Origin of the sequence: Virgibacillus phasianinus (assembly GCF_002216775.1) — a bacterium.
In the GTDB taxonomy this organism is placed as follows: Bacteria; Bacillota; Bacilli; order Bacillales; family Amphibacillaceae; genus Virgibacillus_F; species Virgibacillus_F phasianinus.
This window is the reverse complement of record NZ_CP022315.1, coordinates 3082399-3097300: the sequence shown is the minus strand read 5'-3', so window position 1 is coordinate 3097300 and position 14902 is coordinate 3082399. Positions and strand designations below refer to the sequence as shown.

Below are 14902 nucleotides of genomic sequence, written 5' to 3'. Positions count from 1 at the left end.
ACAGATGCGCTGGGTTGTTTTCCGCTTCGGACCGTTGCTTTCCGCGGGCACGGCTAAGCCTCCTTGCCCCGGCAAGGGGTATGCCGACGTTGCCCGCAAAGGGCGGTTTTAGTCGGCCCTCATCATTTCCACTCTGCGGGGTCTTAAGACTCGTGCTGTTCCCGCAGGAGTCAACGGTCCGGAGCGTAAGACACCATCGTAATAGTGGATGGACCAGATAATACTGTTGCTAAGTACCATTAGCGAAGGAAAAACACGGAGACTCCTGTGGGAGCAGAAGCCTCGATGAGACCCCGGAGAGCGTAAGCTCGAGGAGGCTCATTAGCTGCCCACGGAAAGCGTAGTGTTTTTCCGCAGCGACCGCCGGGGTGATAATTTTTAGTTACGCTGCAGTTTATGGACAATTCGCAGTAAGGTTTACAAAAACAGCCAAGAAAAATATCCGAACTAATCCAAATTCTAATTAAAGAATTTGGAATCATAGTTCGGATTTCTTATGACTGAATCACCACTTTTGTCTCAGCCTCTTTTTAACATTAACTGTATAGCTTTAACGACCTGTTCTTAAGGATATAAGCGATTTAATAAACGTGGGAATGGGATTGTCTCCCTAACATGTTCTACACCAGATAACCATGCTACTGTACGCTCCAAACCTAATCCAAATCCTGAATGGGGCACACTTCCGTATTTACGTAACTCTAAGTACCATTTGTATGCATCGCTTGTTAATCCATGCTCTTTATAGCGCGCTTCCATTAATTGTAAATCATCGATGCGTTGAGATCCGCCGATAATTTCTCCATACCCCTCAGGTGCAATTAAATCCGCACATAATACGACATCGGATCGATCGGGATCAGGTTTCATATAAAATGCTTTTATTTCAGTTGGGTAATTGGTGATAAATACCGGTTTATCAAAATGTTCCGCTATTGCAGTTTCATGTGGCGAACCAAAATCTTCACCCCATTCAATGTCATCAAACCCCTTATCTTTTAATAATGTGATCGCATCATCATAGGTTATACGCGGGAATGGTGCTTTAATCATTTCAAGTTTTGATGTGTCCCGCTCCAACACGGCAAGTTCTAATTTACAATTAGTTAATACCGATTGGGCAATGAAACTTACATATTCTTCCTGTATGTTTAAGCTTTCATCGTGGTCCACAAAAGCCATTTCTGGTTCGATCATCCAGAATTCAATCAAATGCCTTCTTGTTTTTGATTTTTCAGCTCGGAAAGTCGGACCAAATGAGAATACCTTGCCGAATGCCATTGCGGCAGCTTCCAAATACAGCTGGCCACTTTGTGATAAATATGCTTCTTCATCGAAATATTTTGTATGGAACAATTCCGTAGTACCTTCTGCTGAAGATCCGGTAAGAATTGGCGGATCAATTTTTACATAGTCATTTTTATTGAAAAATTCATATGTTGCACGGATTATTTCATTACGAATCTTCATTACTGCATGTTGGCGTTTCGAGCGCAGCCATAAATGGCGGTGATCCATTAAAAATTCCGTACCATGTTCTTTTGGAGTAATCGGATAATCAGTTGCTTCATGAATCAATTTAATCTCACTTACCTGCATTTCATAACCAAATGGTGACCTAGTATCCTCCACAATCTTACCGGTTATGTACATTGAAGTTTCCTGCGTCATATTTTTTGCTAATTGAAATGTTTCTTCCGATACATCGCTTTTTGCCACAACAGCCTGCATAAATCCTGTTCCATCACGAAGCTGTAAAAAAGCTATTTTGCCGCTTGATCGTTTATTTGCTAACCAAGCGCCAATGGTGACAGTTTGTTCTACATTTTTTGCTGATTTTGAAATTGTTGTTTTCAAGTTGTTTCCCTCCGTATTGCTATTATTGATGATTGATTACAAAACGGTTTATCCGTTTTGCTGCTTCTGTTAGTAGGTCAATTGAATTTGCATAAGATAAACGTACATTCCCATTTGAGCCAAATCCTGATCCTGGTACTAGAGCTACTTTTTCTTCCTCCAATAATGCTGTAACCCATTCATCAACATGTTCAAAACCATTATTTTTAACAGCTTGTTCCACATTTGGAAAAAGATAAAATGCCCCTTTCGGCTTTTCACAGGTAACTCCTGGAATATCCACGATTAAATCATATAGTGTATCTAACCGCTCTTTAAAGGCTTTCTTCATTTCAGTAATTGGATCCTCCGGTGAATCATATGCAGCTAGTGCAGCAAATTGGGCAATAGAGGTAGGATTTGACGTTGAATGGGAAGCCATGTTGGTCATTGCCTTAATTATCTCTTTATCACCAGCAGCATATCCAATACGCCATCCCGTCATAGCATGTGATTTGGATACACCGTTAATTACAATTGTTTGTTTTTTTAACTGATTTGATAATTGAGCTACCGAGGTGTGCTTATCATTTGTATAAATCAGTTTTTCATATATTTCGTCGGAAACAATTAAAATATTGTGTTTTAGACAAACTTCTGCTAATGCTTTTAATTCTTCTTTATCATAAACCATACCGGTTGGGTTACTTGGAGAATTAATAATAATTGCCTTTGTTTTATCCGTTATAGCGGCTTCCAATTCATCTGGCGTTAATTTAAAACTATTTTTTTCATCTGCTTTCACGATAACAGGATGGCCGCCAGCTAATTTAACTTGTTCAGGATAGCTGACCCAGTATGGCGCCGGAACAATAACTTCATCACCCGGGTTTAGCAGAACCTGAAACAAGGTGTAGAGCGCATGCTTTGCACCAGTAGTTACAATGATTTCATCTGGAGTATAGTGCAGATCATTGTCATTTGCGAGCTTGGCACAAATCGCCTCTCGTAATTTTACTATCCCTCCAGATGGAGTGTATTTTGTCATTCCATTTTCCATTGCTTTCTTGGCTGCTTCTATTATGTATCTTGGCGTATTAAAATCTGGTTCGCCTGCACCGAGTGCTATTACATCGTGGCCCTCTTCTTTCAGTTTTTTTGCCTTCGCTGTTATAGCCAGGGTTGATGATGGTGTCAGCGTTTTTACTCTGTTTGCTAATTGCATAATATCACCTTTCTAATGAAAAATTGATTTAAGCCGAAGCTGCTGGGAACGTGTTCCATCATAAATGGATAAATAATCAAAAATATAACGGTCTGCTGCATCGACATAGGTAACTTCCCATAATGGTTTGCCATCTTCCATTGCCGGAGTTATATTGATTAATTCACAGTTTTGACATTGTTCTTTCCATTGATTCTTAATTTGTTGTTTTTTAATAATTTTTGACATGTCAACCACGGTTAAGTCTTTATCCTTTTTGTCCGATGGAACATACACGATTTTATTTTCCCCATTTTTAGTTGCTCCAAATATCACATGAAATTGCTGCCTGCCATTGTAGACCGTGACGTTGTCGATTTGCGTCACCTCTGTCATTTTAAGAACTTTATCTTTCGCGTCCTGGTAATGGGTAGTTCTGCTCTGCTGAATGTCATTATATAAGAAAAAAAGATAAATAAAACAAGAAATAAGCACGAGAATTAGTCCTACCATTCCCCATCTTAGCCAATTAGGTGCGGTATATCGTAAATTTTGCCTGCGCATTATTCTTTTCATCCAATGCTAATCCAAACATTAGATTTTCTTCCTTTAGTGTTCGATTTAAGGTATCGACAATTTTGTATAAATCTGATGAATAGGCTACTTTGACAGTAGAAAGTGTTTCATATTTTTTATCCATCATTTTCCCTCCGATTATAAAACCTTCTTGTTTTATCAATTTTTTCTACACATTGTTCATCATGCCTGAGTACATACTATTAGTATCGCTTGAAAAAACAATTCACCATTTATTATAACAAGCATTTTGTATCGTTTGTTGTATTTTTAACAAAATAATTTTCCTAACCCAATCTTTTTCACTGATGTACACTGTGTACATCAGTTTTTTTTATATCTGTAATAAAGTCTGGGGTTTTTGTCAGCAAGTCCTTAGCAAAAAGTTCTAAAACCAATTCTTAGCTTTATCCATTAATTCGGGTGTAGATGAAAAACTAATTGGCACGTTCGGTATTGATTCTGTAAAATAATTACTGTAGCGTGCTTTCATTATACGTGCATCACAGACAAACACAATTCCCCTATCGTTGGATGATCGAATAAGCCGTCCAAACCCCTGTTTAAAACGAATGACGGCATTTGGCAACGATAATTCAAAGAAAGCATTTTTCCCCTGCTCTTTTAAAGCACTTGCCTTGGCTTCATAAACTGGGTGATTTGGCGGCTGAAAAGGAAGTCTGACAATTATTAAACACGAAAGATCTTCTCCCGGAATATCCACACCCTCCCAAAAAGAACTTGTACCAAGGAGAATTGCCTTATCAAAGTTAATAAAGTTTTTTTTCAGTCTTGACCTGCTGCCACTGGAAATACCTTGAGCAATTAACATATATTGCGTATCTAGTGTTTCCTTCAGTAAGTAATAGGAGCGTTTTAGCATGTCGTAAGAAGTAAATAGTACCAACATGCGCCCTTTTGTAATCTCAGCCAAAGAAAGAATTGCTTCACAAGTGGAATAGATGAAATCATCGACGTTTTTCCCTTTTACATCAGGAAAATCATTTGGCACTAGAAACTGTACCTGATTCTGATAGGAAAAAGGAGATTCAATTTTATTCGTAAGTAAACGGTCCTCTGGTATTCCAAGTCTTTTTTTGATAAATGAAAAGGATTGTTTCATTGTTAAAGTAGCGCTTGTTAACACAATGCTATCCTTTTCCTTAAACAAATCATTCGATAATAATGAAGAAACTTCAATTGGTTCACTATACAAATACGCGGCATTTTTTGCTCCATTTGCCTCAATCTCAATCCACTTCACATGCTGAGACAGATCGTCAACCAAAAATAGATGTTCAATCCGGTCAATAAATGATTGCAGCGACTGTATGGTGAGCACAAACTCATCCTGTTGGGATTTATCGAGGGCTTCTGATTGTACTAATTGTTGTTCAGTATAGGTAAGCAAATGAATCAAATCACGAAGATAAAAAGTTAGTCTCGTTGCCATTTCTTTAATCGTCTGCCAATCCTTTAATTCTTCCTTGCCGGAGTCAAAACGGTATTGGATGCGACCAACATCGCTTACCGCTTTTTGATGACGGTTTTGTTCTGTAACGAACTGAAATAGCATTCGGAATAAATCATCTATCTCATACTTGGTCAACGAAAAAGTTTCATCCCATTCAGGAATATGTATAGAATGATTTCCGATAGTCCGCGCCAGCCAATTTCCATCATTAGTAGCTCCGATGTTGTTCAGGGTGTACTGAAAGTTGGTATAATCCAATTTCAGTCCATAATGCTTAGATACTGTTTCTTCAATATGATGAGCCTCATCAATAATCGCCTTCTGGTAGGATGGAATAAATTGATAATCATTCGACATATCTGTACATAGTAATGCATGGTTTGTAATAATTATATCTGCTTGTTGAGCATTTTTGCGTGCTTTCTGGTAAAAGGATTTTGTTGACCACAATGATGTTTGATCATAAACACCCTCTGTTTCTGCTGAGATACGTTTATTAAACAAGTACCCTTTAGTAGGTAGTTGTATTTCTTCAAAATCACCATGGTCTGTTTCCGTCAGCCAAACGAGAATCATTGCCTTTGTTAACGCAATATCATAATTGTCATTTGTGTCGTCCATTAATTCTTTTTCAAATTTTTCAAGGCTAATATAATGCTGTCGTCCCTTTAACAACGCCGTTTTAAAGTTAAAAGGAATTAATCGTTTAACAAGTGGTATTTCACTGTCAAGGAGCTGTGACTGCAGTTGTGTTGTATATGTACTGACCACAATCCTTTTTTTCTTAATTACTGCTTCATAGGCCGCTGGTATTAAGTATGCCAGTGATTTTCCCGTTCCTGTTTCTGCCTCAATCAATGCATGCTTTTTCCCCTGAAATGCATCATAAATTTCTTCGGACATGGAGCGTTGACCAGTGCGTTTTTCATAATGGTCCATCAAATTGTCCATCGATCCATCCAATTCATAGATGGAATCTAAAAAATCCCCAAATGATGGTTTACTGATTGGTTTCTCTATTTGTTCCACATGGATTTTTTTAAAGGCTAAACCATTATAAGAAGTTATATCCTGACGTTCTTCTGTCGAAAAAGCCAATGCTTCACTTCTGGCGAATAAAAGTTCATGAATGTCTGATTTTAAATTCTTTTCCAATCGCAGCAAATGATCGATTGTCTCTATTGGCAACGATTGAAGCTTTTGTTTTAAACTAATAAATAATAGGGCTGTTACATATGCATCCGAAAGGGCACGATGAGGATCAACATGTTGTATCTCCATATATTCAGCAAGTTGGCCCAGTTTATAGCTGTGTGCTTTTGGAAATAAAATTCGTGACAGTTCAACAGTGTCAATTACTGGATTTTTTAATGGTTTTCGGTTGTGATTAATAAGTTCAGCATTTAAAAAACCCAGATCAAAAGGAACATTGTGTGCAATTAAATAGCTGTCCTTAAATAATGCAATAATCTCATCGGCCTTTTCCGAAAAATCCGGGGCGTCCTTGACATCATCGTCAGTAATCCCGGTCAAATTTGAAATGAATGATGGAATAGGTTTATTAGGATTAAGGAAGGTTGCAAATTCCTCAATGATTTGATCATCTTCAATAACCACAATTCCTGCTTCTATTATTTTATCGCTAGTTGACGGTGAATGACCTGTTGTTTCAAGGTCAATAACCACATACCTGTTCATAACTCCACCTCAGTCATAATGCCCAATATATGAAAACTCTTATCATTCGAATATGATAAGAGTTTATCTCCATTAACATTCAGCGGGACAAGAAAAACCCCTGTGAATGAAGTTTAACCTTCTATAAAATCTTTACATTTCCGTAAGCGGTGGTTCCTGTTCAATTACTTGTTCTACTTCATTATTTTCATTCATTAATGCTACTTTTGGTTTAAATGTTGTCAGCTCGTTATCAGAAAGCAATGCATAAGTAACAATGATTACTGTATCCCCTGGTTGCACCAATCTTGCTGCCGCACCATTCAAGCACACAACACCTGATCCGCGTTCACCGGAAATCACATATGTTTCCAGACGCGCCCCATTATTATTATTTACAATTTGTACTTTTTCGTGCGGCAAGATTCCAACTTTATCAATTATATCCTGATCAATTGTCACACTGCCAACATAGTTTAAATTTGCCTCTGTTACCTTTGCACGATGAATTTTGGCTTTCATCATAGTGCGAAACATACCATTTTCCCCCTATTTTTCTATGCGTTTGACTATTTTTCCATTTTGATCAAACAACAAGTTATCGATTAATCGTGCCTCATTAAAGTAAACAGCAGAAGCCAAAATTACCTGTTGATCGATAGCAGATACAGTCTGTAATTCTGGATAACTTAATAATTCTACATAATCAATTTTTCCATTTGTATGATTATCAATCGTATCCAAAACCTCTTTTACTACTATATCAGGATTTTTTTCACCGTCAACCACTAGTTGTCTACCCTGCTCTAATGCTTTGTAAATCCATGGGGCTTCCTCGCGTTCTGCATTGCGGAGGTTTACATTTCGACTACTTTTTGCCAGTCCGTCTTTTTCGCGGACAGTTGGTAATGCAACTAATTCTATTGGGAAATTCAGATCATTGATTAAGGCGTCAACTACTGCCGCTTGTTGAGCATCTTTCCTCCCAAAATAGACTTTATTCGGCTGAACGATGTTAAACAGTTTCGCTAAAACTGTAACAACTCCTTGAAAATGTCCAGGTCTCGATCTGCCACATAAAACATGAACACGGTCCGTCACATCTAACGCTATTGTCATCTTTTTAGGGTACATTTGCCGTGTATCCGGAATAAATACGATGTCAACACCCGTTTTTTCTGCTTGCTTAATGTCACTTTCCTCATCCCGTGGATATTGTTCATAATCCTCACTAGGTCCAAACTGTAAAGGATTAACAAAAATACTAGTAATTACTATGTCATTGTCTTTATTTGCCTGCTCCATTAAGGATAGATGTCCTTCGTGAAAGAAACCCATTGTTGGAACAAAACCAATTGTTTTATTTTCTTTTCGCAATGAAAGTACCATTTCCTGCATTTCATTAACCGAGCGAATAATCTGCATATCATTTACCTTCTTTTTATCTTTGTCTCAATTTTTAAAACTTTGCTTTTCAGTTGGAAATAGCTGGTCAACAACATCTGAGCAATAAGATTCAATCGCACCTTTTATCGTGTCATTTAAATCTGTGTATGGTTTAACGAATTTTGGCAGTCTATCGACACCATATTTTAAAATATCATGATAAACTAATACTTGTCCATCACAATGTACGCCCGCACCAATACCGATTGTTGGGATCGTTAGTTCCTCCGTGACGGTTTTGGCCAAATCAAGTGGTACGCATTCTAATACAACTGCTATCGCTCCGTTTACTTCTAATTGTTTGGCATCCTCAATAAGCTTATCAGCGGTTTGTTTTTCCCTAGCTTGCACTTTAAATCCACCCAAAACATTCACTGATTGCGGAGTTAAACCCAGATGGGCTACTACAGGAATTCCAGAATCTGTTAGCCGTCTGGTTAGGTTTAATAATTCTGTTGTTGCTCCCTCAATTTTTAATGCTTGGGCATCCGTACTCTGAAAAATGTTCCGTGCATGTGTTAATGACTCTTCTAAAGAGATGTGATAGGACATAAAAGGCATATCGACAACCATAAACGTGTTTTCTGCTCCCCGTTTAACTGCTTTTGCATGATGAATCATGTCATCAACCGTTACCTTCACGGTTGAATCATAACCCAGGACGACCATTCCCAGTGAATCGCCAACAAGAAGCATATCTATACCAGCCTCTTCAGCAAGCTTCGCTGAAGGATAGTCATATGAGGTCAACATGGTAATTTTTTTCTTCTTTTCTTTCATCTGTTGAAAATCAATTCTCGTTAACATTTTGTTTCTCCTTCCCCAAACCAATCAATTTCGGCGGAGTACATTTTTTTAATCTGCCCATCATCATTTTCGATTAATAAAGCGCCATCACTAGCAATACCATTGAATTTTGCGGTCCAGGAATTCCTCATTGTATTTATGTTTATTTCCTGACCTATTTTGAAACCATAACTTTCCCATTTGTCTTTCGTATCGGAAAATCCATGCTTAATATAATGCTCATACGCTGGTTCGAATGCCTGTAAAATTTGTTGTATAACATCCTTGATGGATCTTTCCTGTTTAGATTCAATATAGATCGAGGTGGCTTTGTTCCTTAGTTCATCAGGGATATCATCAGAAGTATGATTCACATTTATCCCCATTCCGAGCACTATATACTGAATTTGATCCTGTTCAGCCTGCATTTCAGTTAAAATTCCTGCGGTCTTTTTTTGGTTAATTAATAAATCATTCGGCCATTTTATTTGCGGCTTGACTCCTAACTGTGCATCAAGCACATCAGCAAGTACAGTAGCTGCCAGAAGTGTTAATTGCGGGGCCATATATGGCAGTATTTCCGGCCGTACAATAATGCTCATCCATATTCCTTTATGTTTACTTGAATACCAAGAACGATTCATTCTTCCTTTACCTTTTGTTTGCTCATCGGCAATCACTATTGTTCCATGCGGTGCACCCTCACTTGCCAACTGGTGGGCCAAATGCTGCGTCGAAGTGATGGATGCTCGATGGATGATTTTCTCCCCGAGCCATTTTGTTTGCAATCCCCAATGAAGCGTGTTCTCACTTGTTTTGGCTGGATATTCGATGATTCTGTAACCTTTTTTTGTTTTTCCTTCAACTTTATAGCCGTCTTCCTCCAGTTTTTTCATATGCTTCCAAATTGCTGCACGCGAAATTTGTAATTCTTCGGATAACCTTTGGCCAGATATGTAACTGGAGTTATTTTCCGCTAATAGTTTAATTAGTTTGTTCCGGGTGGATTCCATTTTACCCAATCCTTTAATTCATTATTTTTGTTTGCAACATGGTTTAAAACTACTTGCTTCTCTACCATTTTCAATGTTTTATGTATCCAGGGGCCCTTTTTTTTGCTTGGAAAAAGGGCAATCAGGTCATGCCCATTTATTTTTAATTCATCCCGCTGATGAATTGTAAGTGAATTGTAGATGGACATTACCTTACTTCGCTTTGGAATATTTTCTGCTGAGTATAAATTAGTCACTAGACGAATAAAAGCATCAATATGTGCACTGCTTAAACAGTAGACAAGCCAATTATCCAGTCCATTTTTATTAAAATAATCAATAGATGCTATTAATTCCTTCACATTCCATTTTTCCTTATTGGAACATTTCCAGTCTGTAACCCATTCTTTTATAGGGATAGCCGGTTCCATATAATGAAAAAGTACAACTACTTCAGAAAAGTCTTTTAAAGGGAATAGTTTCAAAGGAAGCTTATTTATAATATATGGATAGTTTATCATAACAGGAAGATGTTTATATAATTCTGTGCTCCTTAGGTAATCCATCCCAAGATTAATATGCCGCCCGCCAAAAAACTTCGTGATTTCAACGCGAACACGTTCGACAGCTAACTGAGTAATTTCAGGGGCAACAACCTTCATATCGTCCAATGTGGCCGGATCAATGAAAAATCCAAGCTGACTTGAAAATCTTATCGCCCGAATAATTCGTAACGAATCCTCACGAAATCTTTCTATCCCCTTGCCAACTGTTCGAATCACTTTTTGATGCAAATCATCTATTCCATTAAACAAATCAATAATCCTGCCCTCACGATTCATTGCCAATGCATTTATTGTGAAATCTCTTCGTTTTAAATCTCCGTCAATTGTTTGGATGAATTCAACCTCATCTGGGTGCCGTTTATCTGTATACTTCCCATCAACCCGAAATGTTGTCACTTCATATGACTTACCTAAATGTCGAACAATTACAGTCCCGTGCATCACACCAACAGGTATAACAGCAGGAAATAACTGCTGAACCTTATCAGGGGGAGCAGATGTTGCAATATCCACATCGGATATTGGCCGTTTTAATAGAGAATCACGTACACAGCCTCCAACAAAGTATGCCTGATAACCATTTTCTTCTAGCTTATCCATAATATCAACTGCTTCATTAAAAATTGTATCAAGCATCTTGTTCACCACTTTACATGTTTTTTTCGGCCAATACTCGCCTGTATATATCAGTGTATTGGTTTACGATTAGTTCGGAGTGAAAGCATCCCCTGGCCCGTTGATAAGCATTCTTGGAGAATTGTTTCAACAACTTTTCATTTTGCAGTAACTTTACTGCATACTCCGCCGCGCGATTTGTGTCCCCTACATCAACAATATACCCAGTTTCATTATGTTCGATGACCTCAGGTATACCACCGGCATTCGTTCCAATACAAGGAACTTCGCATGCCATTGCTTCCAATAGCACTAAGCCAAAACTTTCTTTTTCAGACATCAACAGTTTTAAGTCGGAAATAGACAGAAGGTCACTAATATTTTTTTGTTTGCCAAGAAATAGTACATCATCACCGAGATCAAGTGAGTCAACCAATTGATTTGCGTTTGAATATTCTGGGCCATCCCCAACCAGCAGTAGTTTAGCATCTACCTTCTCCTTCACTTTTTGAAAGGTTTGGATAACATCCTCGATACGTTTCACCTTGCGAAAATTCGACACATGAATGAGAACTTTTTCATGTTCTGCTATGCCATATTCCATTTTAATACTTATTAAATCCTTTTTGTGGTATTCCTTTTCATTGACAAAATTATAAACTACATCAATATCACGTTCTATTCCGAGCATGTCATTTGTTTGATTCACTAAACTATGTGAAACAGCGGTTACTGCATCTGATTGCTTAATTCCGTGGATAATCATCTTTTTAAAAGATTGATCAATTCCAAGTACTGTAATATCCGTGCCATGCAAGGTAGTTACAATTTTAACATCGTGTTTAGCAATGTCCCTGGCCAAAATTGCGCAAATCGCATGTGGCATTGCATAATGCACGTGAAGAATATCAAGCTTCTCCCTATCTATAACGTCGGCCATTTTATTTGCCATCGCCAAGTCAAAAGGCGGGTATTGGAACACTGGGTAATGGTTAAGTTCCACCTCATGATAAAAAATGGATGGATTAACCTGATTTAGACGAAAAGGCAGACTGGATGTAATAAAATGAATTTCATTTCCTTGCTCTGAAAGCAACATCCCTAATTCGGTTGCAATTACACCAGAGCCCCCTACAGTTGGATAGCATGTTATACCTATTTTCATCATTTATTCAAATCCTGTCTGTTTTGCTTTACAATTTCCCGCCAATGAAAATCGCCGCGTTCAAGGGCGCGGATTAATATTTCACCAGCTGCCATATTAGTTGCAATTGGAATCAGGTGGACATCACAAAGACGCATCAAGGCACTGACATCCGGTTCATGCGGCTGGGCAGTTAATGGATCACGAAAGAAAATGATCATATCCATTTCATTATTCGCAACCATTGCACCAATTTGTTGATCCCCACCCTTTGGTCCTGATTGAAACCGGTGGACAGGAAGGTGTGTTGCTTCTGTAATGAGTGAGCCTGTTGTGCCAGTGGCATATAGGTTATGGTTTTTAAGTACCTGACTATACGCAATACTAAAGCCTGCCATCGATTGTTTTTTTTCATCGTGCGCGATAAGTGCTATATTCATTTTTCTCCACCTTCCCTGTTTTATTTTTTCTCCCAGCGGTATTTATCTCGGGATTCAATTTTATCCATAGATCGATTAAATGCATCTGATAAATCAATGTCAAGGGAATTAGCAAAACAAATAATTACAAATAATAAATCACCAAGTTCATCTTCTATCGCTTTTTTTTGTTCCGAATCTTTTTTTGGCTTTTCTCCATAATAATGGTTAACCTCTCGAGCCATTTCACCAAGTTCCTCTGTTAATCTCGCCATTTGTGCCAAAGGGGAAAAATAGCCAGTTTTAAATTGGGAAATATAATGATCAACATATTGTTGCATCTCGGTTGTAGTATACGTTTTTTTATCGGTAGCCATCTTTAATTCACCCCTATTCGTATCACTCCCTTCATGTTAGCTAAAAGGCCTTAATTTGACAAATGATTAACCTGATACCCAATTGTATGTTGCCTAAATTGGTTAAAATTGACTATAATAGTAAAAGTGTGCGATTGACAGATAATAGATAGGGTAAAGGAGGTTTTCAGGATGGTGTTTGGAGTTAAAATAAAGAACGTTATATTTATCTTATTAGGTGCAGCAATTTTTTCATTTGGACTTGTACATTTTAATATGCAAAACAACCTTGGCGAAGGCGGATTTACAGGTATAACGTTACTGATGTATTTTTTATGGGGCTGGGATCCAGCGGTAACTAATATTATTTTAAATGTTCCAGTGTTTTTTATCGGTTGGAAATACCTTGGCAGGAATACATTTATTTATACTATTATCGGAACCCTTTCTGTATCAGTGTTTTTAGCGATATTTCAAATTAAACCATTTCAAATGGACTTGCAATCAGACATGACTCTGGTAGCTCTATTTGCTGGTGTATTTATAGGAGTTGGACTGGGAATTATTTTCCGATATGGCGGAACAACAGGCGGGGTGGATATTATTGCTAGACTTGTCCATCAATATGCTGGATGGAGTATGGGTAAGACCATGTTTCTCTTTGATGCCATTGTCATTGCAACATCCGTGCTAACCTATTTGGAATTGGTTGAAGGCATGTACACGTTAGTGGCCGTCTATATTAGTGCACGAGTAATCGACTTTATCCAGGAAGGAGCATATTCGGCCCGCGGAGCAACGATTATTTCTAGTAATAGTGATGAAATTGCCGAAATTATCATTAAGGACATGGATCGCGGTGTAACAGTGTTAGCTGGACGAGGCAGCTTTACTGGGGAAACACGTGATGTATTATATTGCGTGGTTGGCAGAAATGAAATTGTTCGATTAAAAAATATAATAAAAGGGATTGATCCGCATGCATTTGTTGCTGTAAGCTCGGTACATGATGTTGTCGGAGAGGGATTTACGCTTGACGAAAATAAAAACCCGATTACGGATTAAGAAAAAGGACGGCCAGATGGCCATCCTTTTTTTTATGCTATTCATTACTGCCGGCAAACATTAAAATAAATCGTATTAACTCTGCCAGGGCAACTAATGCCGCTGCAACATATGTTAAGGCCGCAGCATTTAGAACTTTCTTTGTTTCACGTTCCTCATTGTTGTTAATTATCCCAGTGGATATCAATTGTGTCATAGCACGGCTGGAAGCATTAAATTCAACCGGAAGTGTAACCAGTTGGAAAAGAACTGCTGCAGCAAAAAACAGAATCCCCAGCAATACCAGGTTACTCATTTGAAAAAGGAAGCCCCCGATAATCAAGAAAATCGACATATTTGAACCAAGACTTGCAACTGGCACTAGAGCATGTCTAAATCTTAAAAATGCATAGGATTCAGCATCCTGAATTGCATGACCTACCTCGTGTGCCGCTATTGCCGACGATGCCATTGATTGTCCATGGTAGTTCCCACTGGATAACCGGACCACCTTCTTACGTGGATCATAATGATCCGATAAAAAACCTCTTGTTTCCTCTACATGAACATCGTAAATACCATTATTATTTAATATTTTTCGAGCAACTTCTGCTCCGGTCATTTGAGAAGATGTTGCCTTTTTTGAGAATTTTTTATACGTTTTCTTTACTTTTGATTGTGCCCAAATTGGTATGATCATTAACAAGGCAATATATACGATATATCCACCAAGTGACATTTACATTCCTCCATTAATTAGAAACTTA

15 protein-coding genes are annotated in these 14902 nt (G+C 38.0%); 1 reads left to right on the top strand and 14 read right to left on the bottom strand.

Annotated elements, in window-relative coordinates; genetic code table 11:
• Window positions 1–564: 564 nt before the first annotated feature.
• From asnS to CFK37_RS14900, 13 genes are all read right to left on the bottom strand, one after another.
• Window positions 565–1857, bottom strand: coding sequence for an asparagine--tRNA ligase (gene asnS / locus CFK37_RS14960; protein WP_089062623.1), 1293 nt, complete (start codon window positions 1855–1857; stop codon window positions 565–567).
• 22 nt (window positions 1858–1879) lie between these two features.
• A complete protein-coding gene (locus CFK37_RS14955; protein ID WP_089062622.1) occupies window positions 1880–3061 on the bottom strand; it encodes a pyridoxal phosphate-dependent aminotransferase in 1182 nt (393 codons plus the stop codon).
• A gap of 12 nt (window positions 3062–3073) precedes the next feature.
• On the bottom strand, window positions 3074–3604 hold the full coding sequence (locus CFK37_RS14950; RefSeq protein WP_157724858.1) for a cell wall elongation regulator TseB-like domain-containing protein: 531 nt from the start codon (window positions 3602–3604) through the stop codon (window positions 3074–3076).
• Complete coding sequence (locus CFK37_RS14945) at window positions 3570–3740, bottom strand: YpmA family protein (protein WP_089062620.1); 171 nt, start codon at window positions 3738–3740, stop codon at window positions 3570–3572. Before CFK37_RS14945 ends, CFK37_RS14950 begins: the two co-directional genes overlap by 35 nt.
• A gap of 264 nt (window positions 3741–4004) precedes the next feature.
• A complete protein-coding gene (gene dinG / locus CFK37_RS14940) occupies window positions 4005–6788 on the bottom strand; it encodes an ATP-dependent DNA helicase DinG (protein ID WP_089062619.1) in 2784 nt (927 codons plus the stop codon).
• 132 nt (window positions 6789–6920) lie between these two features.
• Window positions 6921–7304 (bottom strand): aspartate 1-decarboxylase, encoded by a 384-nt coding sequence (gene panD, locus CFK37_RS14935; protein ID WP_089062618.1) that lies wholly within the window; start codon window positions 7302–7304, stop codon window positions 6921–6923.
• Between the two features lie 12 nt (window positions 7305–7316).
• Window positions 7317–8192, bottom strand: a complete 876-nt coding sequence (panC, locus tag CFK37_RS14930) for a pantoate--beta-alanine ligase (RefSeq protein WP_089062617.1) — start codon at window positions 8190–8192, stop codon at window positions 7317–7319.
• Window positions 8193–8219: 27 nt separating this feature from the next.
• A complete protein-coding gene (gene panB, locus CFK37_RS14925) occupies window positions 8220–9020 on the bottom strand; it encodes a 3-methyl-2-oxobutanoate hydroxymethyltransferase (protein WP_089062616.1) in 801 nt (266 codons plus the stop codon).
• Window positions 9014–10012, bottom strand: a complete 999-nt coding sequence (locus tag CFK37_RS14920; protein ID WP_089062615.1) for a biotin--[acetyl-CoA-carboxylase] ligase — start codon at window positions 10010–10012, stop codon at window positions 9014–9016. The genes panB and CFK37_RS14920 overlap by 7 nt, the downstream gene beginning before the upstream one ends.
• Window positions 9988–11193, bottom strand: a complete 1206-nt coding sequence (locus CFK37_RS14915) for a CCA tRNA nucleotidyltransferase (protein WP_089062614.1) — start codon at window positions 11191–11193, stop codon at window positions 9988–9990. The genes CFK37_RS14920 and CFK37_RS14915 overlap by 25 nt, the downstream gene beginning before the upstream one ends.
• Window positions 11194–11206: 13 nt before the next feature.
• Complete coding sequence (bshA, locus tag CFK37_RS14910) at window positions 11207–12340, bottom strand: N-acetyl-alpha-D-glucosaminyl L-malate synthase BshA (RefSeq protein WP_089062613.1); 1134 nt, start codon at window positions 12338–12340, stop codon at window positions 11207–11209.
• Window positions 12337–12756 (bottom strand): methylglyoxal synthase, encoded by a 420-nt coding sequence (locus CFK37_RS14905; RefSeq protein WP_089062612.1) that lies wholly within the window; start codon window positions 12754–12756, stop codon window positions 12337–12339. Before CFK37_RS14905 ends, bshA begins: the two co-directional genes overlap by 4 nt.
• A 20-nt stretch (window positions 12757–12776) precedes the next feature.
• A complete protein-coding gene (locus CFK37_RS14900; RefSeq protein WP_089062611.1) occupies window positions 12777–13112 on the bottom strand; it encodes a nucleotide pyrophosphohydrolase in 336 nt (111 codons plus the stop codon).
• Window positions 13113–13283: 171 nt separating this feature from the next.
• On the opposite strand from CFK37_RS14900, the gene CFK37_RS14895 reads away from it, so the two are divergent.
• Entirely contained in the window at window positions 13284–14156 is an 873-nt protein-coding gene (locus CFK37_RS14895) for a YitT family protein (RefSeq protein ID WP_172840510.1), read from the top strand.
• 37 nt (window positions 14157–14193) lie between these two features.
• On the opposite strand, the gene CFK37_RS14890 is transcribed toward CFK37_RS14895, so the two are convergent.
• Entirely contained in the window at window positions 14194–14874 is a 681-nt protein-coding gene (locus tag CFK37_RS14890; RefSeq protein WP_089062610.1) for a zinc metallopeptidase, read from the bottom strand.
• Between the last annotated feature and the right edge of the window lie 28 nt (window positions 14875–14902).

Excerpts from the sequence above, each read along its gene's own strand:
- CFK37_RS14955 (WP_089062622.1), bottom strand. The coding sequence starts at position 3,061 with ATGCAATTAGCAAACAGAGTAAAAACGCTGACACCATCATCAACCCTG.
- CFK37_RS14950 (WP_157724858.1), bottom strand. The coding sequence starts at position 3,604 with ATGCGCAGGCAAAATTTACGATATACCGCACCTAATTGGCTAAGATGG.
- CFK37_RS14945 (WP_089062620.1), bottom strand. The coding sequence starts at position 3,740 with ATGGATAAAAAATATGAAACACTTTCTACTGTCAAAGTAGCCTATTCA.
- dinG (WP_089062619.1), bottom strand. The coding sequence starts at position 6,788 with ATGAACAGGTATGTGGTTATTGACCTTGAAACAACAGGTCATTCACCG.
- panD (WP_089062618.1), bottom strand. The coding sequence starts at position 7,304 with ATGTTTCGCACTATGATGAAAGCCAAAATTCATCGTGCAAAGGTAACA.
- panC (WP_089062617.1), bottom strand. The coding sequence starts at position 8,192 with ATGCAGATTATTCGCTCGGTTAATGAAATGCAGGAAATGGTACTTTCA.
- panB (WP_089062616.1), bottom strand. The coding sequence starts at position 9,020 with ATGTTAACGAGAATTGATTTTCAACAGATGAAAGAAAAGAAGAAAAAA.
- CFK37_RS14920 (WP_089062615.1), bottom strand. The coding sequence starts at position 10,012 with ATGGAATCCACCCGGAACAAACTAATTAAACTATTAGCGGAAAATAAC.
- CFK37_RS14915 (WP_089062614.1), bottom strand. The coding sequence starts at position 11,193 with ATGCTTGATACAATTTTTAATGAAGCAGTTGATATTATGGATAAGCTA.
- bshA (WP_089062613.1), bottom strand. The coding sequence starts at position 12,340 with ATGATGAAAATAGGTATAACATGCTATCCAACTGTAGGGGGCTCTGGT.
- CFK37_RS14905 (WP_089062612.1), bottom strand. The coding sequence starts at position 12,756 with ATGAATATAGCACTTATCGCGCACGATGAAAAAAAACAATCGATGGCA.
- CFK37_RS14900 (WP_089062611.1), bottom strand. The coding sequence starts at position 13,112 with ATGGCTACCGATAAAAAAACGTATACTACAACCGAGATGCAACAATAT.
- CFK37_RS14895 (WP_172840510.1), top strand. The coding sequence starts at position 13,284 with ATGGTGTTTGGAGTTAAAATAAAGAACGTTATATTTATCTTATTAGGT.
- CFK37_RS14890 (WP_089062610.1), bottom strand. The coding sequence starts at position 14,874 with ATGTCACTTGGTGGATATATCGTATATATTGCCTTGTTAATGATCATA.